20 protein-coding genes are annotated in these 24,066 nt (G+C 42.3%); 14 read left to right on the top strand and 6 right to left on the bottom strand.

Translation table 11 applies throughout. The features are described 5' to 3' along the window. Positions 1-188: 188 nt before the first annotated feature. Positions 189-1,424, top strand: coding sequence for an anaerobic sulfatase-maturation protein (locus tag RE317_RS12585; RefSeq protein WP_008667464.1), 1,236 nt, complete (start codon positions 189-191; stop codon positions 1,422-1,424). 178 nt (positions 1,425-1,602) lie between these two features. Here RE317_RS12585 and rpmH read toward each other — a convergent pair whose 3' ends face one another. After that, a complete protein-coding gene (rpmH, locus tag RE317_RS12590) occupies positions 1,603-1,758 on the bottom strand; it encodes a 50S ribosomal protein L34 (protein WP_005840676.1) in 156 nt (51 codons plus the stop codon). A 202-nt stretch (positions 1,759-1,960) separates the two neighbouring features. On the opposite strand from rpmH, the gene efp reads away from it, so the two are divergent. From efp to RE317_RS12615, 5 genes are all read left to right on the top strand, one after another. After that, a complete protein-coding gene (gene efp / locus RE317_RS12595; RefSeq protein WP_005840678.1) occupies positions 1,961-2,527 on the top strand; it encodes an elongation factor P in 567 nt (188 codons plus the stop codon). Positions 2,528-2,628: 101 nt separating this feature from the next. Continuing rightward, entirely contained in the window at positions 2,629-3,618 is a 990-nt protein-coding gene (locus tag RE317_RS12600; protein ID WP_008667461.1) for a glycosyltransferase family 2 protein, read from the top strand. Between the two features lie 72 nt (positions 3,619-3,690). Then, positions 3,691-4,380, top strand: coding sequence for a DNA repair protein RadC (gene radC / locus RE317_RS12605; RefSeq protein WP_008667458.1), 690 nt, complete (start codon positions 3,691-3,693; stop codon positions 4,378-4,380). Between the two features lie 36 nt (positions 4,381-4,416). After that, complete coding sequence (locus RE317_RS12610) at positions 4,417-4,737, top strand: iron-sulfur cluster assembly protein (protein WP_005840684.1); 321 nt, start codon at positions 4,417-4,419, stop codon at positions 4,735-4,737. Between the two features lie 132 nt (positions 4,738-4,869). Next, a complete protein-coding gene (locus RE317_RS12615) occupies positions 4,870-5,637 on the top strand; it encodes a UDP-2,3-diacylglucosamine diphosphatase (RefSeq protein WP_005840686.1) in 768 nt (255 codons plus the stop codon). Positions 5,638-5,702: 65 nt separating this feature from the next. Here RE317_RS12615 and RE317_RS12620 read toward each other — a convergent pair whose 3' ends face one another. Further along, entirely contained in the window at positions 5,703-6,899 is a 1,197-nt protein-coding gene (locus tag RE317_RS12620) for an acetate kinase (protein WP_008667455.1), read from the bottom strand. A gap of 25 nt (positions 6,900-6,924) precedes the next feature. Beyond that, positions 6,925-7,938: a phosphate acetyltransferase gene (gene pta / locus RE317_RS12625; RefSeq protein ID WP_005840690.1), complete on the bottom strand. Its 1,014-nt coding sequence runs from the start codon at positions 7,936-7,938 to the stop codon at positions 6,925-6,927. Between the two features lie 202 nt (positions 7,939-8,140). Here pta and RE317_RS12630 point away from each other — a divergent pair, with 202 nt between their 5' ends. The 4 genes from RE317_RS12630 to RE317_RS12645 all read left to right on the top strand — a co-directional run bounded on the left by RE317_RS12630 (position 8,141) and on the right by RE317_RS12645 (position 11,290). After that, positions 8,141-8,494: a CidA/LrgA family protein gene (locus RE317_RS12630; protein ID WP_005840692.1), complete on the top strand. Its 354-nt coding sequence runs from the start codon at positions 8,141-8,143 to the stop codon at positions 8,492-8,494. Then, positions 8,475-9,170, top strand: coding sequence for an LrgB family protein (locus tag RE317_RS12635; RefSeq protein WP_005840694.1), 696 nt, complete (start codon positions 8,475-8,477; stop codon positions 9,168-9,170). Before RE317_RS12630 ends, RE317_RS12635 begins: the two co-directional genes overlap by 20 nt. 223 nt (positions 9,171-9,393) lie before the next feature. Then, positions 9,394-10,296, top strand: a complete 903-nt coding sequence (locus RE317_RS12640) for a DUF2156 domain-containing protein (RefSeq protein WP_008667451.1) — start codon at positions 9,394-9,396, stop codon at positions 10,294-10,296. Next, on the top strand, positions 10,280-11,290 hold the full coding sequence (locus tag RE317_RS12645) for a GNAT family N-acetyltransferase (protein ID WP_005850864.1): 1,011 nt from the start codon (positions 10,280-10,282) through the stop codon (positions 11,288-11,290). Before RE317_RS12640 ends, RE317_RS12645 begins: the two co-directional genes overlap by 17 nt. A 77-nt stretch (positions 11,291-11,367) precedes the next feature. Here the strand turns inward: RE317_RS12645 and cdaA are convergent, their stop codons facing one another. Beyond that, entirely contained in the window at positions 11,368-12,132 is a 765-nt protein-coding gene (gene cdaA, locus RE317_RS12650; RefSeq protein WP_005840698.1) for a diadenylate cyclase CdaA, read from the bottom strand. 31 nt (positions 12,133-12,163) lie between these two features. Then, complete coding sequence (gene folP, locus RE317_RS12655; RefSeq protein ID WP_022508186.1) at positions 12,164-13,021, bottom strand: dihydropteroate synthase; 858 nt, start codon at positions 13,019-13,021, stop codon at positions 12,164-12,166. A 118-nt stretch (positions 13,022-13,139) separates the two neighbouring features. On the opposite strand from folP, the gene murF reads away from it, so the two are divergent. The 4 genes from murF to RE317_RS12675 all read left to right on the top strand — a co-directional run bounded on the left by murF (position 13,140) and on the right by RE317_RS12675 (position 19,724). Beyond that, on the top strand, positions 13,140-14,438 hold the full coding sequence (gene murF, locus RE317_RS12660) for a UDP-N-acetylmuramoyl-tripeptide--D-alanyl-D-alanine ligase (protein WP_008667445.1): 1,299 nt from the start codon (positions 13,140-13,142) through the stop codon (positions 14,436-14,438). 422 nt (positions 14,439-14,860) lie between these two features. Further along, the gene (locus RE317_RS12665; RefSeq protein WP_117849138.1) at positions 14,861-16,135 is read left to right on the top strand and encodes a BNR repeat-containing protein; all 1,275 of its coding nucleotides are present in this window, start codon (positions 14,861-14,863) and stop codon (positions 16,133-16,135) included. A gap of 91 nt (positions 16,136-16,226) precedes the next feature. Next, positions 16,227-18,542: a DUF2264 domain-containing protein gene (locus tag RE317_RS12670; protein WP_008667440.1), complete on the top strand. Its 2,316-nt coding sequence runs from the start codon at positions 16,227-16,229 to the stop codon at positions 18,540-18,542. Positions 18,543-18,683: 141 nt separating this feature from the next. After that, positions 18,684-19,724 (top strand): DUF3810 domain-containing protein, encoded by a 1,041-nt coding sequence (locus RE317_RS12675; protein ID WP_008667438.1) that lies wholly within the window; start codon positions 18,684-18,686, stop codon positions 19,722-19,724. 217 nt (positions 19,725-19,941) lie between these two features. Here the strand turns inward: RE317_RS12675 and RE317_RS12680 are convergent, their stop codons facing one another. Then, on the bottom strand, positions 19,942-23,940 hold the full coding sequence (locus RE317_RS12680; protein ID WP_117849137.1) for a hybrid sensor histidine kinase/response regulator transcription factor: 3,999 nt from the start codon (positions 23,938-23,940) through the stop codon (positions 19,942-19,944). Positions 23,941-24,066: the final 126 nt, after the last annotated feature.

The following is a 24,066-nucleotide window of genomic DNA, read 5'->3' on the forward strand; positions in this document are numbered from 1 at the left end:
GGGTCAGAGTTTCATTTTGTTTCAAGAGTTTGAAGCAAGGTGGAACTCTTATATTTGAAACAGATTGGGTGGCAAGAAGAATGTCCTTTTGGGGGTAGAGGGTAGCATAAACCTGTTACTGTAAGAACGAATATTGAAAAATAGCTTTATCTTTGTATTCTTTATACTAGGAATTAAATGAAAAACAAATGAAAGAAGCAACCATAACTCCTTTTGCAAAGCCGCTATATATAATGACCAAACCTGTAGGTGCGGTTTGTAATCTGGCCTGTGATTATTGTTACTATTTGGAAAAATCCAAGTTATATGAGGAACAGCCGCGTCATGTGATGAGCGATGAATTACTGGAGAAATTTATTAAAGAATATATTCAGTCGCAAACCATGCCGCAAGTTTTGTTTACCTGGCATGGGGGAGAAACTTTGATGCGTCCTTTAGTTTTTTATAAGAAAGCCTTGGAACTTCAGAAAAAATATGCAGGTGGTAGAACCATTGATAATTGCATTCAGACAAATGGCACATTGCTGACAGATGAATGGTGTGAATTCTTTCGTGAGAATAATTTTTTGGTAGGCATTTCTATAGACGGTCCTCAGGAATTTCACGATGAATACCGGAAGAACAAGATGGGACAACCTTCTTTCTATAAGGTAATGAAAGGGATTAACCTGTTGAAAAAGCATGGAGTGGAATGGAATGCCATGGCAGTGGTCAATGACTATAATGCAGATTATCCGTTGGACTTCTATCGTTTCTTTCGTGACGAACTTGATTGTCATTATATACAGTTTACTCCCATTGTCGAGCGACTGTCTAGCCGTGCGGACGGTCTTCGGCTTTCTTCATTAAAGCAAAAAGACGGTGAACTGGCTCCTTTCTCCATTACTCCCGAGCAGTGGGGGAATTTCCTTTGTACTATTTTCGACGAATGGGTACTGAATGACGTGGGCAATTACTATATTCAGTTGTTTGATTCTACGCTGGCCAATTGGGTGGGACAGCAGCCAGGCGTTTGTTCATTAGCTAAATATTGTGGACATGCAGCCGTGATGGAATTCAACGGTGATGTGTATGCTTGCGATCATTTTGTCTTTCCTGAGTATAAATTGGGAAATATTTATCAGAAGACTTTGGTGGAGATGATGTATGGTAAAGAACAGGAAACTTTTGGTGTGATGAAGCACAATAGTCTGCCACAGCAGTGCCTGAACTGTTCTTATGAGTTTGCCTGTCATGGGGAATGTCCGAAGAATCGTTTTATGTTAAGTAAAGACGGTGAACTGGGATTGAATTACTTGTGTAAGGGATATTATCAATTTTTTGACCACGTAGCACCCTATATGGATTTTATGAAGAAGGAATATCTGGCGGAACGCGCTCCGGCTAATGTGATGGAGTGGGCGAGAGAAAGGAGAAATAAATAGACTGTTTTCAGTAAGCCGACTGTATGGAACAAGCAAGTCAACTTACCTGGTCGTTTCAGTTGACTTATTTGATCATTTAAGTTAAGTTACTTTTTCATGGCTGTTCGGCTTAGTTGGAAAAATAAAAGGAGCAAAGTCTCTACGACTTCACTCCTTTTATTTTTTCCGGTCAGATGAATTATTTTCCGTTGTATTCATCAGATACAGTTAATTTCTTACGACCTTTTGCACGACGGCTGGCTAATACGCGACGACCGTTAGCAGTTGCCATTCTTTCACGGAATCCATGTTTGTTTTTTCTCTTTCTGTTAGAGGGTTGGAACGTTCTTTTCATTGTATATACTTATTTTATGTTATTATTCACCATGAGTAACGGGCTGCAAAATTAGTGACTTTTTTGAAATAAACAAAGAGATAACTCATTTTTAGTGATTTCTTTTTGCGTTTTTTCTTGATTTACATTACTTTTGCACTCGAAATCACAGCTATAAGTGAATATAATCTGAAATAATAATCAAATATAAGCGAAGAAAAGTATGATTAATGCTCAAGACATTAAAATCGGAACAGCTATCCGTATGGACGGCAAATTGTATTTCTGTATTGACTTCCTGCATGTAAAACCGGGAAAAGGTAACACATTCATGCGTACTAAATTGAAAGATGTGGTTAATGGTTACGTTTTGGAACGTCGTTTCAACATCGGTGAAAAATTGGAAGATGTACGTGTGGAACGTCGTCCACACCAATATTTGTATATGGAAGGTGCAGACTATATTTTTATGAATCAGGAAACATTCGACCAAATTCCTATTGCTCATGACTTGATTAACGGAGTAGACTTCCTGTTGGAAGGAATGGTGGTGGATGTGGTTTCTGATGCTTCTACAGAAACAGTATTGTTTGCTGATGTTCCGGTAAAAGTGCAGATGAAAATTACTTATACCGAACCGGGTCTGAAAGGGGATACGGCTACCAATACGTTGAAACCTGCTACAGTGGAATCGGGTGCTACCGTGCGTGTTCCTTTATTCATTAATGAAGGTGAAACAATTGAAATTGATACTCGTGACGGTTCATATGTAGGCCGTGTGAAAGCATAATCTATTTATATATGCATATAAAAAGGCGGAACTTGTTGCAAGCTCCGCCTTTTTTATGTTTCTTTGTACTTCTCTGTGATGGATAAAATCAAAATAAAGCAATGAGATATTCTTTTATTATACCGGTTTATAATCGTCCTGAAGAGGTGGATGAGTTATTGAACAGTCTTACAAGGCAGACAAATAAGAATTTTGAAGTCCTGATAGTGGAGGATGGTTCATCTGTTCCGTGCAAGGAAGTGGTAGATAATTACGCTGACCGGTTGGATATATGTTATTATTTCAAATCCAATTCCGGTCCCGGGCAGACCCGCAATTATGGAGCGGAACGGGGGCATGGAGAATATCTTATCATATTGGATTCTGATTGCATTTTGCCTGAAGGGTATTTGGCGGCTGTCGAGTCAGAGCTTCAACGGCAGAAGGCAGATGCTTTTGGTGGTCCTGACCGTGCTCATGATTCGTTTACCAATATACAGAAAGCAATAAATTATGCCATGACTTCGTTTTTTACTACCGGAGGTATCCGTGGAGGGAAGAAAAAAATGGATAAATTCTATCCCCGTAGTTTTAATATGGGGGTACGGGCTGAGGTATATAAAGCGTTGGGAGGATTTTCTAAGATGCGTTTTGGAGAAGATATTGATTTCAGTATCCGTATCTTTCAAGGGGGATATGCTTGTCGGTTGTTCCCTGAAGCATGGGTGTGGCACAAGCGTCGTACCGATTTGAAGAAGTTTTTCAAGCAAGTGCATAATTCGGGTATTGCCCGTATCAATCTGTATAAAAAGTATCCTGAATCATTGAAAGTTGTACATTTGTTACCGGCACTTTTTACTATAGGAATTGTATTCCTGTTGTTATGTTCGTTGGTTTGTAGCTGGAGTTTGTCTTTGCTGCTGCTTTTTGCTCTTATCATTTGTGTAGACTCCACATTGCGAAATAAAAGTTTCAAAATAGGATTATTATCCATCCTTGCTTCTTTTATTCAGTTGATTGGCTATGGAACTGGTTTCCTGCGGGCCTGGTGGAAACGCTGTGTGTTGGGGAAAAACGAATTTGCCGCATTTGAGAAGAATTTTTATAAATAGAATTTTACCATGAAGAGGTGTTAAAAGTGATGGACTTTTTAGGCGTCTTTATGGCGGGGAAAATAAAGAAAGATGGCAGAAAAACTAACCATAAACCAATGGGCGGAAGAAGATCGTCCTCGTGAAAAGATGATGTTGCATGGAGTGGGGACACTTTCGGATGCTGAGTTGCTTGCTATTCTGATAGGTTCGGGAAATACGGAGGATTCTGCTGTGGAGTTAATGCGTAAAGTGTTGAGTGATTATCATAATAGTTTGAATGAATTGGGCAAAACCACCGTAGATGAACTGTGTCACTATAAAGGAATAGGTCCTGCCAAAGCTATTACCATTTTGGCGGCTTCCGAATTGGGAAAGCGCCGAAAGGAGGAAGAAGGAAAAGAACGTAAGGTCATTCTCAGCTCCCGTGATGTTTATCAATATTTTTATCCGTTGATGTGTGATTTGCCTACAGAGGAATGCTGGGTATTGTTGTTGAATCAGGCTTCCAAAGTGATTGACCGTATAAAGATAAGTTCCGGAGGATTGGTATCTACAGCGGTAGATGTCCGTTGTATTTTGAGGGAGGCTTTACTGAAGCGGGCTGTTGCTATGGCGCTTTGTCACAACCATCCTTCCGGCAGTATGCGACCTAGTACAGAGGATGATCGGTTGACGGAACATCTTGACAAGGCGGCAAAAGTAATGAACATAAGACTGATAGATCATGTTATTTTAACGGATGGCAAATTTTATAGCTATGCTGATGAAGGAAAAATATAGAAAATCATTAAATTTGCAATTAAAACAACGAGAGATATGGATGCAGATACCCGTTTAAAAACAGAAGAAAAGATTATAGCCATGTTGAAAACCGTATATGATCCCGAGATTCCGGTGAATATATACGATTTAGGCTTGATATATAAGATTGATTTGCAAGATGATGGAGAAGTAGTGTTAGATATGACATTGACTGCCCCCAATTGTCCTGCTGCTGATTTTATTATGGAGGATGTCCGTCAGAAAGTCGACTCTGTGGAAGGAGTTACTTCATCGGTCGTGAACTTGGTTTTTGAACCCGAATGGGATAAAGATATGATGAGTGAAGAAGCTAAATTGGAATTGGGTTTCCTCTAATAAATTGAAAGTTGAGAATTAAAATTGGAAAATAAGAATTGCCAATATGTCTAAGTTATTGGACAAGGTGTTGTTTTTTTAATTCTCTATTCTCGGATTTTTAATTTATGAGGTATTTAATTTAGTAAGATTATGAAGAACGTATATTTCCTTTCCGATGCACATTTAGGTTCTCGTGCCATAGCACACGGGCGGACACAGGAGCGCCGTTTGGTGAATTTTCTGGATAGTATAAAACATAATGCTGCAGCAGTGTACCTGTTGGGAGATATATTCGACTTTTGGTACGAGTTCAAACTGGTAGTGCCGAAAGGCTATACTCGTTTCTTGGGGAAGATTTCCGAGTTGACTGATTTGGGAGTGGAGGTGCATTTCTTTATCGGTAATCATGACATCTGGTGTGGTGATTATTTGGAAAAAGAGTGCGGGGTAACTATTCATCGTCAGCCGTTGACCTGTGAGATTTATGGGAAGGAGTTTTTCTTGGCGCATGGGGACGGATTGGGAGATAAAGATGCCAAGTTCAAATTGTTGCGTTCCATGTTTCATAGTACCACTTTACAAACGCTGTTTTCTACCATACATCCCCGTTGGAGCATAGAACTTGGCTTGGAATGGGCCAAGCATAGCCGTCTGAAGCGTGAAGGCGGTAAGGAACCCGAGTATATGGGAGAGGACAAGGAACCGTTGGTCTTGTTTACTAAAAATTACCTTAAAGACCATCCGGATATCAATTATTTTATTTATGGTCATCGCCACATTATGCTAGACTTGATGCTGAGCCGTACTTCACGTATGTTGATTCTTGGTGACTGGATACAAGATTTTTCGTATGCTGTATTTGATGGTGAAAATATGTTCCTTGAGCAGTATGTTGAGGGAGAAAGTCAATATTCCTAAAAAAGGCTACTATGCATCACGCGTAGCAGCCTTCTATAATTTATATATTTAACCAAACAATAAAATTACTTATTCAGAATAGCCAGAGTATCGCTGGCAATCATCAGCTCTTCATCAGTTGGGATAACAGCTACTGTCACTTTGGAGTCATCGGCAGAAATAATAGCTTCTTCTCCACGAACCTTGTTCTTTTCAAGGTCAATCTTCACACCCATGAATTCCAAACCTCCACAAACTTCAGAACGGCAATTGGCTTGATTTTCACCTACACCGCCAGTGAACAGGATGATGTCTACACCACCTAGAGCGGCAGCATATGCACCAATATATTTCTTGATGCGGTAGAAATACATCTTTTCAGCCAAAATAGCTTTCGGATTTCCGGCAGCAACAGCGGCTTCCAGTTCGCGCATATCGCTGGATACACCTGAAACGCCTAATACACCACTCTTCTTGTTTAGTAAGTTGGATACGCCGGTTGCATTTAATCCTTCTTTTTCCATGATGAAAGTAACGGCGCCTGCATCGATGTCACCACTACGAGTTCCCATTACAAGACCTTCCAATGGGGTCAGCCCCATACTGGTGTCTATACATTTACCATCTTTGATAGCTGAAATGGAACCACCGTTACCGATGTGGCAAGTGATAATTTTCTTTCCTTTCGGATCAACGCCAAGGAATTCGCATACACGTTGTGAAACATAGCGATGAGAAGTTCCATGGAAGCCATAACGGCGCACACCGTATTTTTCATACAGTTCGTATGGAATGGCATACATATATGCATAGTCGGGCATTGTTTGATGGAATGCCGTATCAAATACACCTACTTGGGGAACGTTGGGCAGAATGGCAGAAACAGCATTCACACCTTTCAGGTTAGCCGGGTTATGAAGCGGGGCTAAATCGTTGCAAGCGATAAAAGCATCCAGTACTTCTTTATTCAGCAATACGGATTCGCTGAAACGTTCTCCGCCATGTACCATACGGTGACCTACTGCGTTGATTTCATCCAATGACTTGATTGCGCCATATTCCGGGCTCACCAATGTATTCAGAATGAACTCGATACCTGCGGTATGTTCTGGGATGTCTTTTTCTAATATTTTCTTTTCACCGTTGGGCAAAGTCAGTTTCAGGAAAGAGCCTACCAAGCCGATTTTTTCTATACCGCCCTGTGCCAGGACTTCTTTGGTAGTCATATCAAATAATTTATATTTAATAGAAGAACTACCGCAATTGAGCACTAATATTTTCATGATGTTGTTGTTTTTTGGAGAATGATTATTTGTTTTCTTTAGCGGCAATTGCTTGATTGGCAGTAATGGCAATCATCTTATAAACATCGTCGATAGAGCAACCGCGTGACAGGTCATTCACCGGACGAGCGATACCTTGCAGGATCGGGCCGATAGCGGTAGCGTGTCCCAGACGTTCTACTAATTTATAAGAAATATTACCTACTTCCAGACAAGGAACAACCAATACGTTTGCCTTACCTGCAATTTCTGATCCCGGGGCTTTGCTTGCACCGATGTGCGGAACCAAAGCTGCATCAGCTTGCAGTTCACCGTCAATCTTCAAATCGGGAGCCATTTCCTTAGCGATTGCCAAAGCTTCCACCACTTTATCTACCACTTCATGTTTGGCAGAACCCTTGGTTGAAAAACTTAACATAGCTACGCGAGGATCAATTCCGGCAACAGCCTTGGCGGTCTGAGCGGTACAAACTGCAATTTGAGCCAGTTGGTTGGCATCCGGTACCGGAGTTACAGCAACGTCACCCATTACGATTACACCGTTATTTCCGTATTCGGGAGCATGAGTCAGCAACAGCATGGCACCGGATACGCAAGTGATACCCGGAGTAGTCTTGATAATCTGTAAAGCGGGACGAAGTACGTTACCTGTTGTGTTGCGTGCGCCGGCCAACTGTCCGTCGGCATCACCAGCCTTGATAATGAGACATCCTAGATACAGCGGATCGACAACCAGTTTGCGGGCCTCTTCGATGGTCATACCTTTTTTCTTGCGGAGTTCGCACAGCAATTGTGCATACTCTTCTTTTTTCGGGTGGTCTGTGGGATCGATAATAGTGGCTTTACCGATGTTCCCTAACCCCCATTGTTTAGCCAGGCTCATGATTTCATCGGGGTTTCCCAATAAAATAAGGTCGGCAACACCGTCTGTCAATATTTGGTTGGCAGCTTTTAAAGTACGTTCTTCAGTTCCTTCCGGAAGAACAATGCGCTGTTTGTTTGCTTTCGCGCGCTCAACGATTTGAGAAATTAAATCCATGATAATATATTAATTATGTACGTTCTAAAGACGAGTGTTGTTTTTCACGATGCAAAATTAGCTAATTTTGCAATATCTACATTGCAAAATCAATATTATTTTTGGTTTAAAGTATGCTAAAAGTGTATGTTATTGAACACCAAACGGGATGTTTCCTTAACTTTGCGCAGTTTTCAATAAGTATTTAATAAATTTATAAGGTATGATTCGTCAGTGCGCCATTTTATTTGGCTGTTTGGCTTTGGGTGAATTGATTGTTTTTTTGACGGGTATCAAGCTGCCGTCCAGTATTATAGGAATGCTGTTACTCACCCTTTTTCTCAAATTGGGTTGGATAAAACTGCAATGGGTGCAGGGGCTGTCCGATTTCTTGGTTGCTAATCTGGGCTTTTTCTTCGTTCCGCCCGGTGTGGCACTGATGCTTTATTTTGATGTCATTGAAGCACAGTTTTGGCCGATAGTAATTGCGACAGTGGTCAGTACGGTTTTGGTACTGGTCGTAACAGGATGGGTTCACCAATTAGTTAGAAAATCAAATGGAATATTTAGAAAATAAGTTCTTTTTGCTGGCATTCACCTTCGGGGTGTTTTTTTTGTCACGTGTCTTGCAGAAAAAGACTGGATGGGTGGTGTTAAACCCGATCCTGCTTACCATTGCCGTGTTGATTCTGTTTTTGAAATTTACCGGCATCAGTTATGAAACATATAATGAAGGAGGTCACCTGATTGAATTTTGGTTGAAACCAGCGGTGGTAGCGTTGGGCGTGCCACTTTATTTGCAGTTGGAGATGATAAAGAAACAGTTGCTTCCTATTGTCATTTCACAGTTGGCAGGTTGTTTGGTGGGATTGGTGGCCGTGGTGGTCATTGCCAAATTGCTGGGAGCCACTCCGGAGATTATTTGTTCATTGGCTCCTAAATCTGTGACTACTCCTATCGCTATGGAGGTTTCGAAAGCCACGGGAGGAATTCCGTCTTTGACGGCCGCTGTTGTGGTGGTAGTCGGTCTGTTCGGGGCGGTGTTCGGTTTCAAGGTACTTCGGGTAGGTCATGTGGGGAGTCCTATTGCGCAAGGTCTTTCTATGGGTACGGCTACTCATGCGGTAGGTACTTCTACAGCAATGGAAATCAGTGGGAAATATGGAGCATACGCTAGTCTGGGATTGACTTTGAACGGAATTATGACAGCGATTTTCACACCGACAATTCTTAGATTATTAGGTGTGATTTAACAAAAAAGCTGTTATCTTTGTTATATATAGAAAATCATCACAGATTATAGAGGATTGATTTGATTTTCAATAGGTATGGTCATTGGGGTGAGCATTGCTTATAAAAAGTCTATCCGCATTTAGTAGTAACAGAGCATTCTTACAGCAGTCTGATAACTATTGTCACTTTGAATGAAATGAAGATTCTGTGATTTGTGGTGAGAAAACAAGCAACCCATATTTTATGATAGAATTTAAAGATATAACTTTAGCGGATAAAGACTTGATACAGTCCTTTACCTTAGGCAGTTTGCGTCGTAATTGCGACTTGTCGTTTGCCAATCTGTGTAGTTGGATTTTCCTGTACCAGACTAAATATGCCGTGATGGATAATTACCTGTTGCTGCGTTTCTATGCGGGAGAAGAATTGGCCTACATGATGCCCGTCGGAACTGGAGATGTGAAACCAGTTCTTGAAGCATTGATAAAGGATGCTGAAGAGATGGGGGCAAAATTGCGTATGCTGGGGGTATGCGTGGGGATGAAAGCAGATATAGAGGCGGCGATGCCCGGACGTTTCACTTTTACAGAAGACCGGGATTACTTTGATTATATCTACTTGCGTACTGACCTGGCAACCTTGAAAGGAAAGAAGTTTCAAGCCAAACGTAATCATATCAACAAGTTCAAGAAGCAGTATCCTGATTATGAATACAAACCGTTGACTCCAGATCTGGTTCCCGAATGTTTGAAGCTGGAAGAGGAATGGTGTCGTGCCAATAACTGCGAGGAACAATTGGCATTGGGGGCAGAACGTAAGTCCATGACATATGCCTTGAACCATATGGAGGCGTTGGGTTTGACGGGCGGCGTGCTTCATGTCAACGGGAAGATTGCCGCTTTTACATACGGTGCTCCCATCAATCATGAAACATGGGATACTTGTGTTGAAAAGGCGGATACGGGAATAGAAGGGTCGTATGCCATGATTAACTATGAATATGCAAATCATATTGACGAACAATATATATATGTAAACCGCGAGGAAGACCTTGGTCTGGAAGGTTTGCGCAAAGCAAAACTTTCTTATCAGCCCGTTATTTTACTCGAGAAATGTATAGCAGAGCTCAATGACCACAAAGGATGAAGTGAAAACATTATGGAAACTCTGCTTCAATGATAGCGATGAGTTTACCGACTTATATTTCAAGATGAGATATAAGGATGAAGTGAACAGGGTGATTCGTGAAGACGGAAAGATTATTTCCGCATTGCAGATGATACCTTATCCTATGACTTTTTGTGATGAGGTGATTTCTACTTCGTATATATCGGGTGCTTGTACGCATCCGGATTACAGGAAGCATGGAGCCATGAAACGCCTACTGAAGGAAACACATCGGTGTATGTATGAAGATGGAGTTTTGCTGGCTTCGTTGATTCCTGCAGAGGAATGGTTGTTCGGTTATTATGCCAGGTCGGGATATGCTCCAGTTTTTGGGTATGCGGTTGAGCAGGTAAGGGTAGACAGATTATGCCCTGCGCCCGGTTGCCGGATAGAAGTATGCGAATTTCCCGGTGTGGAACATTATCATTATTTTGATTCCCGTATGCATGGACGCAGGAGTTGCATTCAGCATCCTAAAGAAGATTTTCTGGTTATTATGGCCGATTTAAGACTGGGTAATGGCAAATTGCTGGTTGCCTGGGAAGCGGATAAAATAGTGGGGATGGCATTTACGGTAATGGGGGATGATACATTATATATAAAGGAATTGCTGGCAGATACGGATGCGGTGCAGGATACTTTATTGTATGAAGCGGCCCATATATATAAGGTACAGCGTATGGATTATTTCATTCCGTCGTCTGCCGATACTTTGTTTTTGGGGATGGCAAGAGTTATTCGTGCAGAGGAGTTGTTGAAGGTTTTCGCCCATAAGTATCCGGCATCCGAACTTTATATACATATTGAGGGAGATGAAGCGATTCAGGAGAATAACGGCTATTATACGGTACGGGATGGTTTCTGCTTTCGTGAGAGAGTACCGGAAAAAAAATATCACACTTATACGTTGGATGGTTTTACCCGGTTGTTACTGGAAGCGGAGCATCCTTATATGAGTTTGATGCTGAATTGATCTTTATTACTGGTTGCCTAGGTTGAATTTCTATGTTTAAGATTGATAATCAGTGGAGTAAAAATCCGGATAGGTTATTAGTCTTCTTTTGTCAGAATACGTTCCAGCTCTTCGGCAGTCAGTCTGAGATGGAATTGTCCTTTATAAGCCACGGATATGCCACCTGTTTCTTCTGAAACGATAATGGCCAATGCATCTGTTTCCTGCGATACGCCCATGGCAGCCCGATGCCTTAATCCCAATTCTTTAGGGATATTCAAGTCGTGAGATACCGGGAGAATACAACCGGCTGCTTCTATCCGTTTATGGCGGATAATCATGGCTCCGTCATGTAATGGACTGTTTTTGAAGAAAATATTTTCTATCAGTCGTTGGTTCACATTGGCGTTGATAATTTCTCCTGTACGGATGATGTCATTCAGAGGTACACTTTTTTCGATGACAATCAGTGCCCCCACCTTCCCTTTGCTCATGCTCATACAGGCAAGTACAATCGGCATAATATCCGCTTTTTCCGTCTTTTCCTGCTTGTTTCCCGTCAGGAAGCGGAAAAAACGTCCCAACTGTTTATGCGAGCCCAGTGTGACAAGGAACCGGCGTATATCATCCTGAAAAAGAATAATCAGGGCTAGGACACCTACACTGACCAATTTATCGAAGATAGACCCTAGCAGTTTCATTTCCAAAACCTGAGATACAATCAGCCAGATACCTATAAATACCAGGATACCGATGAAGATATTGATAGAACCCGAATCTTTCATCAGACGGTAAGTCTGATAAAGCAGATAGGCTACCAGCAGGATATCGATGAGGTCTTTTATACTAAAATCAATAAACATCTTTCTAGAATTAAAAATTGAAAATTAAGAATTAAAAGGCAGCGGAGTCTTTCATCTTCTGTACTATCTTCACGGTTTCTACAGCAGCTTTTACATCGTGCACTCTGAGAATATCCGCTCCTTTTAGTAGGGAAATGGTATCCAGCACTGTTGTTCCGTTCAAGGCATCATCAGGGGTTCCGCCTAGCAGCTTGTAAATCATTGATTTACGTGATATGCCGACCAGTAACGGTAGTTCGAACAGGCTGAATTCTTCCAAATGATTCATCAACTGGTAATTATGTTCCACTGTTTTTCCGAAACCGAAACCAGGGTCTAGAATAATATCTTTTACTCCTAAGTCGCGTAATTTCTGTACTTTTTCCGAGAAATAGAGAAAGACTTCTTTCAACAGATTGTCATAATGCGGATTCATTTGCATATTTTGCGGCGTGCCTTGCATATGCATAATAATATAAGGTACTCCCAGCCTGGCAATCATGTCGAACATCTGCGGGTCCATTTCTCCGGCGGCAATGTCATTGATGATTGCCACTCCGTACTCCTCTACACACATCCGGGCTACATCCGCACGGAAAGTGTCCACGGACACCACACAACCGGGATGATAGCGATTGATGATTTCCAATCCGGTACGCAGACGGCGCATCTCTTCTTCGGGGCTGATGTGCTCGGCATTGGGACGTGAGGAATAGGCACCTATATCAATGATGGAAGCTCCTTCTTCTATTATTTGGGAGGTACGGTTGATAATATCTTTTTCCGTTTGCTGCCGGCTGCCGGCATAGAAAGAATCGGGTGTCACATTCAGGATTCCCATTACTTGCGGATGGGAGAGATCCATCAGTTTCCCATTAACATTAATATATTTGACGGTTTTGGTTTCCATTGTTTACGGCTTGTCATTTAGGTCGTACAAAAGTACGCACAATTCTTGAGTTTTTGTTATTTCATGAACTATTTTTCAGTTATCTTTGTTGCAACTTAATTTAAAAGCAAAGCGAAAGATGGATATTTCAGCTTTATATAAGTGTTTTACGGAATGCGGCAAGGTAACTACCGACAGCCGTAACTGCCCTGAGGGCTCTATGTTCATAGCTCTGAAAGGGGAAACATTCAATGGAAATGCATACGCGCTTCAGGCGCTGGAAAAAGGTTGCCAGTATGCCGTAGTAGATGAAAAAGAATATGCCGCCGATGGGCATCCGCGTATCTTGTTAGTAGACGATTGCTTGAAAGCATTGCAGGAACTGGCTAATTATCACCGGCATAAAATGGGTACCCGAATCATCGGCATCACGGGAACCAATGGGAAGACTACTACCAAGGAATTGATAGCCTCAGTGCTGCAAAAAAGATATGAAGTGCTTTATACACAGGGTAACTTGAATAACCATATCGGTGTTCCTCTGACTTTGCTGAGGCTGACTCCCGAGCATGAACTGGCTGTCATCGAGATGGGAGCGAACCATCCGGGTGAAATCAAGGCACTGACCCGTATTGTAGAACCGGATTACGGTATGATCACTAATGTGGGTAAGGCGCATTTGGAAGGCTTCGGGTCTTTTGAAGGGGTCATCAAGACTAAAGGTGAGTTGTATGAGCATCTGCGTTACAATGGCAAGCATATTATTTTCATTGACAAGGACAATGAGTATCTCACAGCTATCTCTCAGGGTCTTACCCGTATTTGTTATGGTATGGAAGGAAGAGAGGGACTTTATATCAGCGGCAAGCTGGGCGCTTGTGCTCCGTTTCTTTCGTTTGAGTGGGAACACGAGGGACAGAAGTTCGAGGTGAATACCCACCTTATCGGCAGTTATAACATGAAGAATGCATTGGCCGCCATTACGGTGGGCCGGTTCTTCAGTGTACCGTCCCGGCAGATTTGTGAGGCACTGGAGGCATATGTTCCTCATAATAACCGTTCGCAATTGACAGAAACCACGGATAATAAACTGATAGTTGATGCATATAATGCGAATCCTACCAGTATGATGGCGGCTTTGGAGAATTTCCGGTTGATGAATGTCGCTCATAAAATGGTTATTCTGGGTGATATGAAAGAACTGGGAGAAACCAGTCATGAGGAACATCAGAAGATTGCGGATTATCTGGATGAATGTAAATTTGACCGGGTACTTTTGGCAGGAGAGGAGTTTGGCAAAGTGATTCCGTCCTTTGAACATTTTAAAGATGTGGTTGCATTGAAAGAGTCGTTGGAAAGATATAAGCCGAAAGGATATTATATTCTGATTAAAGGTTCCAACAGTATGAAGTTGGCCCAGCTTCAGGAAATATTATAGTTAACCGGTTGGCAGTTTCATTCACAGTAGGAGGATGAATGTGTCAAAAGTCCAAAGTAACTATTAAATGTGCTGTTTGCACTTGTATAGGTATATTGTCCCACCTGGGTGGAACTGCCATTTCACAAAGGTGGAACTACGCTCTCACCAGGGTGAAATGCCCATTCCACCCAGGTGGGATTTCTATATATGCTGCATGGAAACATGAATGGCAAAGATCCTTTGGGGAATGATCCTTCACATAGTCTGCCTCTATGGTAAATGTAATCATAGAATCTTTCTTCTTTATTATTTCTCTGAATTTTTCTTTAAAATAGATATAATAATCGGTTTTGACCGTTTTCTGACTCCTTCCTGCCGAATTATTATCCCGTGTTATTACAGAAATCAGTTACTTTTGCAATGTTATCAATAGAATTGCTATGAGGAACTTATTTCTACTAATCGCATTATGCTGTGTGGCTTTTTCTGTTCGTGCCCAACGTCTGGTTGAAGTGGGGAAAGGCTTTAGCAGTACTTCGGTAAATACTACTGTATTCCGTAATAACTCCATTGTGACGCATGGAAACACACAATACATTTCTTATTATGACGCTGAAGGATGGCTGATGTTAGGCAAACGCCGTCTGGGCACTGGGGAATGGATTTTGCACCGTACCCAATACAAAGGACATGTAAAAGATGCACATAACATTATCAGTATGATGGTGGACGGCGACGGCTATCTTCATCTTTCTTTTGACCACCACGGACATAAACTGAACTATTGCCGCAGCATTGCCCCCGATACACTTGTTTTGGGAGATAAAGAGCCGATGATAGGCAACGAAGAAGAAGATGTGACCTATCCTGAATTTCATTTGTTGGCTGATGGCGGTTTGCTTTTTGTATATCGCTCGGGCGCTTCCGGAAGAGGAAATATGGTAATGAACCGATATGATGTGAAATCCCGTAAGTGGGAGCGTGTGCAGGATGTCCTTGTAGATGGAGAAAACGAGCGGAATGCCTATTGGCAGTTGTATGTGGACCAATCAGGAACCATTCATCTTTCCTGGGTGTGGCGTGAAACCTGGCATGTGGAAACCAACCATGACTTATGCTACGCCCGTTCTTTTGACGGAGGTAGAACCTGGTATAAGACCAACGGACAGAAGTATGAGCTTCCTATCCGCCTGGGCAATGCCGAATATGCCTGCCGTATTCCTCAGAATGCCGAACTGATAAACCAGACCAGTATGAGTACAGATGCCGGAGGTCATCCGTACATCGCTACCTACTGGCGCAATCCCGATAGTGATGTTCCCCAATACCGCATCGTTTGGCATGATGGCGTGAACTGGCACAACCGACAGGTTTCCGAACGCAAGACCCCTTTCTCGCTCAAAGGGGGAGGAACCAAGATGATTCCCATGTCCCGTCCCCGGATGGTGGTGGACAATGGAGAAGTGTACTATCTGTTCCGTGACCAGGAGCGTGGAAGCAAAGTTTCCATGTACTATACCAAAGACATACAGTTTGGTGAATGGCAAGTGAAAGACCTGACGGATTTTGCCGTAAATGCGTGGGAACCCAGTCATGACACGGAGTTATGGAAAATGAAGAAACAACTTCATATTTATGTACAGGATACCCGACAGGGAGATGGCGAGAAGCAGGTGGAAACAGAACCGCAAATGGTTTATGTGTTGGAATTGTAAATAATGTGCTGATTTGCCAATGACCATGCGGCATATAGCGCAAGCACATTAACACATTAGTAAATTGGCAAATTGATAAATTATTAATATGATGAACAAATTATTGAAACAAACCCTTGTTTGTGCAGGTACCTTGCTGCTTTCCATGCAGGTTGCCGCCAAACCTTCTTCCGAAGCCAAGGAAGTACGGGGGATTATAGACAAGGTAAACACTTATTGGCAAACGCATAACAAGCCCGAAGTCCGTTCGTTTTGGGACAATGCCGCTTACCACACCGGAAACATGGAGGCATACTTTCTGACCGGTAATGAAAACTACCGTGCATATTCTGAAGCCTGGGCTATACACAATGAATGGAAGGGAGCCAAGGAAAAGGATAAGTCTAAATGGAAATACTCTTACGGTGAGAGTGATGAATATGTATTGTTCGGAGATTATCAGGTTTGTTTTCAGACATATATCGACCTTTATACTATTCTTCCGGACAACTATAAGATAGCCCGTGCCCGTGAAGTGATGGAGTATGAGATGAGTACACCCAATCATGATTACTGGTGGTGGAGCGACGGTCTGTATATGGTAATGCCTGTCATGACCAAACTGTATAAGGTGACGGGTAATCATCTCTATTTGGATAAATTGTATGAATATATTGTATATTCGGATAGTATCATGCTCGACCGGGAAACCGGCCTGTATTATCGGGATGCCAAATATGTTTATCCTAAACACAAGACTTCCAGCGGAAAGAAGGACTTTTGGGCACGTGGTGACGGATGGGTGCTTGCCGGACTGGCGAAGGTGTTGAAAGATCTTCCCGCTGATTACGAGCATCGTTCTTTTTTCGTAAACAAGTATGTGAAACTGGCCGAAGCAGTCGCAGCCATCCAGCAACCGGAAGGCTATTGGACCCGTAGCATGATGGATCCCACTCATGCTCCGGGACCGGAAACCAGCGGAACGGCTTTCTTTACTTACGGCTTCCTTTGGGGAATCAATAATGGCTATCTGGATGAGGCAGTGTATAAACCGGTGATAGATAAAGCATGGAACTATTTGACAAAGACTGCTTTGCAGAAGAATGGCAAGATTGGTTACGTACAGCCGATTGGTGAGAAGGCCATTCCGGGACAAGTAGTCGATGCTGATTCTGAAGCTAATTTCGGGGTAGGTGCTTTTCTGTTGGCTGCTTGTGAATATGTCCGTTATCTGGAAGCTCCTGAAAATCAGGATCGCGCCTACTGGTGCAATTTGCTTTATAAGATGGCAGCTCCCGTACTGAGCAATATGGCGGAAGGTAATCTGAAAAAGAATATGCTGGTAGAGGTGAGCCCTAATTGGGATGGACGTAACAAAGGGGTGACTTATATGGAAACCTTCGGACGCCTTATGGCAGGTGTCGCTCCCTGGCTGACACTTCCCGATGATGATACGGAAGAGGGACAGATGCGCAAGCAACTCCGTGAATGGGCATTGAAAAGCTATGCCAATGCGGTGGACCCTGCCAATCCCGACTATCTGTTGTGGAGAGGACACGGACAGGCCTTGGTGGATGCGGCATACGTGGCCGAAAGTTTTCTACGTGCTTACGACCAGCTTTGGATGCCTTTGGATGATATAACCAAGAAACGTTATTTTGAAGAATTTACCCAGTTGCGCCGTGTGGACCCGCCTTACACCAACTGGTTGCTGTTTTCTTCTACCATCGAGAGTTTCCTGGCAAAGGCAGGAGCGGAATGTGACGAATACCGTATCAATTCGGCTATCCGCAAGGTGGAGGAATGGTACACGGGAGATGGCTGGTATGCGGACGGTCCTTCTTTCGCTTTCGACTATTATAGCAGTTATGTCTTCCATCCCATGTATCTGGAAACGTTGCAGGGCATGAAGGATGCAGGGAAATACACTCGTATTCATTATAAAAAATATTATGACCGCGCCTTGAAACGTGCCAGGAAATTCAGCCTTGTACTGGAACGCTTGATTTCTCCTGAGGGTACTTTCCCGGTATTCGGCCGTTCCATTCCTTATCGTTTGGCCACTATGCAACCCTTGGCGCTGATGGCTTGGTATCAGCAGTTGCCCGAAGGGGTGAGCAACGGACAGGCGCGTGCCGCACTGACTTCTGTGATGCACCGGATGTATGACAACACCGAGAACTTCAATGAGGCGGGCTTCCTGACCATCGGTTTTGCAGGCCGTCAGCCCAATGTGGCGGATTGGTACACCAATAACGGCAGTCTTTATATGACATCACTGGCATTCCTTCCGCTGGGGCTTCCTGCCGCACATCCGTTCTGGACAGATGCCGCACAACCTTGCACACAAGCCAAGGCATGGGGTGGACAGCCTTTCCCGAAAGACCATCACTGGAGTGATGATATACGCACTTGGGATTTATTCTGATTGCTTTTAAATCCGAACGTCGCAGATGATACGAAGTTGTTTTTATACTTATCCGTATCATCTGCGTTGTTCGTGTTTAAAAAATAAAAGCTTTGTGTCATCTGTATCTGAAAATGGCAAAAAGATAGTAGCTTTGCATCCATGAAAACAAAACTTCTCCCTATTCTGAGATATATAGTACTTGCATTGCTTCTTCTGTGCATTGTACTTTGCCGTTTTTTTCCCGTCATGGCCGAAGGGTATGCCTGTCATATCTATCCGTGGCTGTCGGCGGCGTTGTCCGCTATAGCTTCTGTTTTCCCTTTTTCCTTAGAGGAGGTGCTGGTGGTTGTAATCATTTTATGGATGATTATTTATCCTTTTCTTAAACGCCGGAAGAAGAAAAGCTGGAGATTCATTGTGGGCAGGGAAGTGGAGTTGCTGGCATGGGTCTATATCTGGTTTTATCTGGGATGGGGCTTGAATTATTTCCGTTACGATATTTACCGGCGGATGGAGGTGGAGCCTGCCGGTTACGATGAACAGGCATTCCATCGTTTCCTTGTTTCCTATACAGATAGTCTGAATCAGTCCTATACGGCTGAGGTGAAAACGGACCCTGAAAGGATGCGGCAGGAGATCAAGGAGATTTACCGGCAGGTTCCGTCTATGTATGGCTTGGCTCTTCCCCGGGATTATCAGCATCCCAAGCAGGTGTGGTTTAATCCGCTTTATTCGGGTGTGGGGGTATTGGGATATATGGGACCTTTTTTTGCGGAGTCGCAATTGAATGAAGAATTGCTTCCTGTACAATTGCCATTTACGTATGCCCATGAACTGTCTCACCTGTTGGGGGTAAGTAATGAGGCGGAAGCGAATTATTGGGCTTACAGGGTTTGTCGCTCTTCAAAGCGGCCGGCGGTGCGTTATAGTGCCTATTTCGGTCTGTTGCCCTATGTGCTGGTCAATGCATCTTCTGTGTTGACGGAAGAGGAATTCCGTGAATGGATTAAGACGATCCGTCCCGAAGTGGTGAAGGATTATGAATATAAACGTATGTATTGGAATGAGCGTTATAGTACCCTGTTGGGTGAAGTGCAGAATAAAATTTATAACCTGTTTTTAAAGGGTAACAACATTCCTTCCGGTAGAAAGAATTATGCGGAAGTGATCGGGATACTGCTTTCTTTGGAAGAAAAATAGAAACAGAATGTTCAGGCTGGACTTGAATTCGATTGTGACAGTTATAACTTGATCCAAGAGTTCTACAACAAACGAGCTTTATATTGTTGCTCCACTGCTACCACTTTTCATTGGCATTTCAGCAGGAAGGGTGGTAGCAGTGGCAGCAGAAATATAAAACTCTAAAGAAGAACAGCTCAGGATGATTCCAAGCAATGATCAGAATCCGCTAGGGAGTCTACTGTTTCTGTTTCACATAATCCGAAGGCGACATTCCGTATTCGTCCTTGAAACATTGGCGGAAATAGGCCACACTGCTGAATCCTATCATATAGGCTATTTCTGAAATAGTATATTGTCCGGACATCAGCAGTTCCACTCCCTTGCGCATTTTTACCTTACGGATAAATTCGTTGGCGGACATATCTGTCAGTCCTTTTATCTTGCGGTAAAGGGTAGAGTGACTCATGCACATCTTGTCGGCAATGAAAGCGATATCCATCTTTTCCATTTCCAGATTCTCTTCGATTATTTGCGTGATTTTCTGCAAGAATTCATTATCCAGTTTGTTTAACGAACTCACGGCACTTTCCTGTTTGGGCTGCGTATCGGCCAGTGCCAGCAAAGAGGCTATTTTCTTACGGGTTTCCAACAGGTTGTTGATGCGACTGTGCAGCAGCTTGGCACTGAACGGTTTGGTAAGATAGGAATCTGCTCCGGATGCATATCCTTCTTCCTTGTCTTGTAAAGAATCTTTAGCCGTCAGTAAGATTACAGGGATATGGCTGGTGCGCATATCCTCTTTTATTCGCTTGCAAAGTTCGATACCGTCCATGACCGGCATCATGATATCACTGACAATGATGTTGGGAATTCGTGCCTGTGCCAGTTCACAGCCTTCTTTGCCATCCTTGGCAGTGATTACTTCATAGATATCTGTAAAAGAGCTCCGGATGTATTCCCGTATGTCGGCATTGTCCTCTACCACCAGTACAATGGGATGATTTTCGGTTGGTGTATCGGTAATGGTGGTTTCCTCTGCATCCATCGGCTTCTTTTCCATATCATGTTGTGTATGAATAGCGTTGGGATATGTATTCTCGGTGAGCAGGCGCAGCGTGAATGTGGTTCCCGTATCCACTGCGCTTTCTACTTTCAGGATTCCTTCGTGCAATTCGCTCAAACCTTTGACCAGAGCGAGCCCGATTCCCGAACCCGATGCCTGATATTTGCTTTTTGCCTGATAATAGCGATCGAAAATGTGTGGTAACGCTTCGGCGTCAATGCCATGACCGGTATCACTGACACTGATTTCCGTGTATTTTATTTGGTTCTCTTCTACTGAACGGAGTGATAAGGTGATATCTCCCTCGGAAGTATATTTGGCAGCATTGCTCATCAGGTTGTCCAGTATGATGGTGATCATGTCCGCGTCATAGAAGATTTCCGTATCTTCCGTTTCGATATGAATATGATAATTTACTTTGTTATTGGGATTCAGCTCTTTGTAACGCAATCCCACTTCCTGTACCAATTGTCCCAGATCTCCCTTGGCTACAGATAATTTACGGTTCTGGGTCTCGGTCTTGCGGAATTCCAGTATGCGGTTTATCAGATTCAGCAGACGGGTGGCGCTATCATGAATGATGCTGATTTTGTTGGCGTGTTTGGGAGATAAGGTGGCATCACTCAACAGGTCTTCCAATGGACCTAGAATCAGCGTGAGCGGAGTACGCAGTTCATGGGTGATGTTGGTGTAGAAGCGCAGGCGTTCTTCATTCAGTTCTTGTTTGTTCAGACTTTGCTTGCGCTCCACTTCCAGTGAACTCTCTAAGTCCAGTTTACGTTTATAAAAACGGAGCAATGCATATAATGCGAAGATAAACAATATGACATAACCCAATTTGGCATACCAGGTAAGCCAAAGGGGAGGAGCAATAAAGATATTCAATGAGGCGATTTCTTTGTCCCATTCTTGATTACGGATGCGTGTTCTCACTTTGAAGTTATATTTACCTGGAGGAATATTACGAAAAATTACTTGATTTTCTCCTTGTGTGTCATACCATCTGTTTTCAAGGCCTTCTAGCATATAAGTGAATTCTACCTGTGGACTTTGTGTGTAGTCTAATACATTAAATGTAATGCGAAAACTATTCTGATTATAAGGTAAATGGACTACTCCCTTTTTGAATGGAATTGAAATTTCAGCATCTTTACTTTCTGTTTTTTTATTGTATTTGCAGAATTGGGTGATTTTAACAGGGGAAACTTGGCGGATAGAAGATAGTTCTTTGGGGTTAAAGAAACATGCTCCATTTTGAGAGCCGAAATAGATAATTCCATTGTGAGTCATACAAGTGGAGCCGTTCATGAAATCACCCATCGGAACTCCGTCGTGATGATTATAATTATAAAATAGGTTTTGTTTTGGATCTAAACAGGAGATGCCGTCATTACTACTTATCCAAATTCTTTTTTCCAAATCTTCGCAAATAGCACGTATATGACTGTTTTCTAAACCTTCCTTTTCTTTAAAGATTTTGTATCTGTTTGGTTGGCTGGTATTTTTGAATACGGCTAGTCCTTCGCGGGTCGCAACCCATATTTGCTCTTCTGAATCTTTTATCATGTGATTCACAGCATTGGAGCAGAAGCCGTTTTCAATAACGAAATTCCATAGTAGCTTATTGTTTACATCAAAGATAGAGATGCCTTTGCCGAAAGTACCTACCCATAATTTCCCCTCTTTGTCACGCAAAAGAGAATGTACCATGATGTCTGGTAATTGTTTTTGTATTTCTTCTTCCTTTACGAGTACTTCATTTGTACAGGAATAGATTCCGGTTTCAGTCCCAATCCACATTTTTCCGTTCTGATCTTCATAAAAGCATCTGACATCTAGATTGTTGAATAGACTAGAGGATATGTGAACAATTTCTTGTTTATCTGGTTTATAGAGCAGTATTCCGTTTTTGTAAGTTCCAAGCCATAGACGTTTCTGTCTGTCTTCATAAATGGTATTGATATGCGTGTTGTACACAAGTTCATGCGAGTAAAGATCATATGTCTTTATTTTCTTTCCATTTATAAATAATCCCAATTCATCTTCACTTCCTAGCCATACTTGATTGTCTGTAGCCCACATTCCCCACACTTGTTTGTAGCTTAGTCCTTTTGCTGTTTCTATTGTATAAGGTAGAATATTGAACATGGGTTGGGTATGACTAATGAAATCGATACCTCCCCGATAGTTTCCTATCCATATATTACCATAACAATCTTGATAGGCACATCGTGCATTAGGTGAAGATAGCCCATAATTGTCATTGGTGGCCTTTATATTTTGAAAATCTATTTCTTCTGCAGAAATAAAGGCGTTATGTTGTAAATCTAATATACTTACTCCTCCCATGTTGGTACATATCCATATCTTCCCGTCTTTCATCTGTTTGATATCGTATATAGAATTGGATAATAGTGAATTGTCATCATTGGGATTATGTTTGAATACTGTAAATTTTTCAGTGGTAGGATTAAAGAGGGCAAGTCCTGCGTTTGTTCCGATCCATACATTGTCATTCTTGTCTATGCAAATGGCTCGAACTTCTTGTCCGGGCAGACTGTTGGGATCCTTGGGATCAGGTATATAATTTTTAACAGTCTTGTCTTTTAATGATAAGATGCTTAATCCATTGAAGGCATGTCCAATATATAAATGCCCTGTTCTGTCTTCACAAGAAGTCCAGTTGGGAATCGGTAACCCTTGTATTTCATCATTTCTATAGGCTGTGAATTTTTTGGTTCGGGGGTTATAATGTTCTATGCCGACATGATAGTGGGTTATCCATATTCCTCCATCTGAGGCATAAGACAAGTCAGTAATGTCATTTGTTTGTAATTGTGACTTTTCAGCTATATAGGAGGTAAATGTTTCTTGATCACAGTTAAATGCACATAATCCGTTGCGTTGAGTTGCAATCCAGATAATATTTTCATTGGGATCGGCCAATACGGTATTTAGTTCATTACTGGTCAGGCCAGAGGTGTGTTTTGTATATACGGTGAAATGATTACCATCAAATTTATTTAATCCGTCTTCGGTTGCGATCCACATACAACCTTGTTGATCCTGGGTGATTCCAACTACATAATTACTAGATATTCCGTCTTCTACTCCCAATCTTTTAATCATATATGGCTGGGCAGTAGCTGGAATTAAAACATCTAATAACATATATATAACATATGTGATTCTAATACAATTGATTATATTAAATTTATGAACCATAGAATATTTGACAATTATGGACTAAAAACTCGTTATGAATGATTTTTCTACCATTCTTGCTTAATTTTTAAT

The sequence above is a fragment of the Phocaeicola sp. GP0067 genome, from assembly GCF_031119655.1.
Classification (GTDB): Bacteria; Bacteroidota; Bacteroidia; order Bacteroidales; family Bacteroidaceae; genus Phocaeicola; species Phocaeicola vulgatus.

What these genes read in the sequence shown, in the direction of transcription:
- RE317_RS12585 (WP_008667464.1), top strand. Translation starts at nt 189, where the DNA reads ATGAAAGAAGCAACCATAACTCCTTTTGCAAAGCCGCTATATATAATG.
- rpmH (WP_005840676.1), bottom strand. Translation starts at nt 1,758, where the DNA reads ATGAAAAGAACGTTCCAACCCTCTAACAGAAAGAGAAAAAACAAACAT.
- efp (WP_005840678.1), top strand. Translation starts at nt 1,961, where the DNA reads ATGATTAATGCTCAAGACATTAAAATCGGAACAGCTATCCGTATGGAC.
- RE317_RS12600 (WP_008667461.1), top strand. Translation starts at nt 2,629, where the DNA reads ATGAGATATTCTTTTATTATACCGGTTTATAATCGTCCTGAAGAGGTG.
- radC (WP_008667458.1), top strand. Translation starts at nt 3,691, where the DNA reads ATGGCAGAAAAACTAACCATAAACCAATGGGCGGAAGAAGATCGTCCT.
- RE317_RS12610 (WP_005840684.1), top strand. Translation starts at nt 4,417, where the DNA reads ATGGATGCAGATACCCGTTTAAAAACAGAAGAAAAGATTATAGCCATG.
- RE317_RS12615 (WP_005840686.1), top strand. Translation starts at nt 4,870, where the DNA reads ATGAAGAACGTATATTTCCTTTCCGATGCACATTTAGGTTCTCGTGCC.
- RE317_RS12620 (WP_008667455.1), bottom strand. Translation starts at nt 6,899, where the DNA reads ATGAAAATATTAGTGCTCAATTGCGGTAGTTCTTCTATTAAATATAAA.
- pta (WP_005840690.1), bottom strand. Translation starts at nt 7,938, where the DNA reads ATGGATTTAATTTCTCAAATCGTTGAGCGCGCGAAAGCAAACAAACAG.
- RE317_RS12630 (WP_005840692.1), top strand. Translation starts at nt 8,141, where the DNA reads ATGATTCGTCAGTGCGCCATTTTATTTGGCTGTTTGGCTTTGGGTGAA.
- RE317_RS12635 (WP_005840694.1), top strand. Translation starts at nt 8,475, where the DNA reads ATGGAATATTTAGAAAATAAGTTCTTTTTGCTGGCATTCACCTTCGGG.
- RE317_RS12640 (WP_008667451.1), top strand. Translation starts at nt 9,394, where the DNA reads ATGATAGAATTTAAAGATATAACTTTAGCGGATAAAGACTTGATACAG.
- RE317_RS12645 (WP_005850864.1), top strand. Translation starts at nt 10,280, where the DNA reads ATGACCACAAAGGATGAAGTGAAAACATTATGGAAACTCTGCTTCAAT.
- cdaA (WP_005840698.1), bottom strand. Translation starts at nt 12,132, where the DNA reads ATGTTTATTGATTTTAGTATAAAAGACCTCATCGATATCCTGCTGGTA.
- folP (WP_022508186.1), bottom strand. Translation starts at nt 13,021, where the DNA reads ATGGAAACCAAAACCGTCAAATATATTAATGTTAATGGGAAACTGATG.
- murF (WP_008667445.1), top strand. Translation starts at nt 13,140, where the DNA reads ATGGATATTTCAGCTTTATATAAGTGTTTTACGGAATGCGGCAAGGTA.
- RE317_RS12665 (WP_117849138.1), top strand. Translation starts at nt 14,861, where the DNA reads ATGAGGAACTTATTTCTACTAATCGCATTATGCTGTGTGGCTTTTTCT.
- RE317_RS12670 (WP_008667440.1), top strand. Translation starts at nt 16,227, where the DNA reads ATGAACAAATTATTGAAACAAACCCTTGTTTGTGCAGGTACCTTGCTG.
- RE317_RS12675 (WP_008667438.1), top strand. Translation starts at nt 18,684, where the DNA reads ATGAAAACAAAACTTCTCCCTATTCTGAGATATATAGTACTTGCATTG.
- RE317_RS12680 (WP_117849137.1), bottom strand. Translation starts at nt 23,940, where the DNA reads ATGTTATTAGATGTTTTAATTCCAGCTACTGCCCAGCCATATATGATT.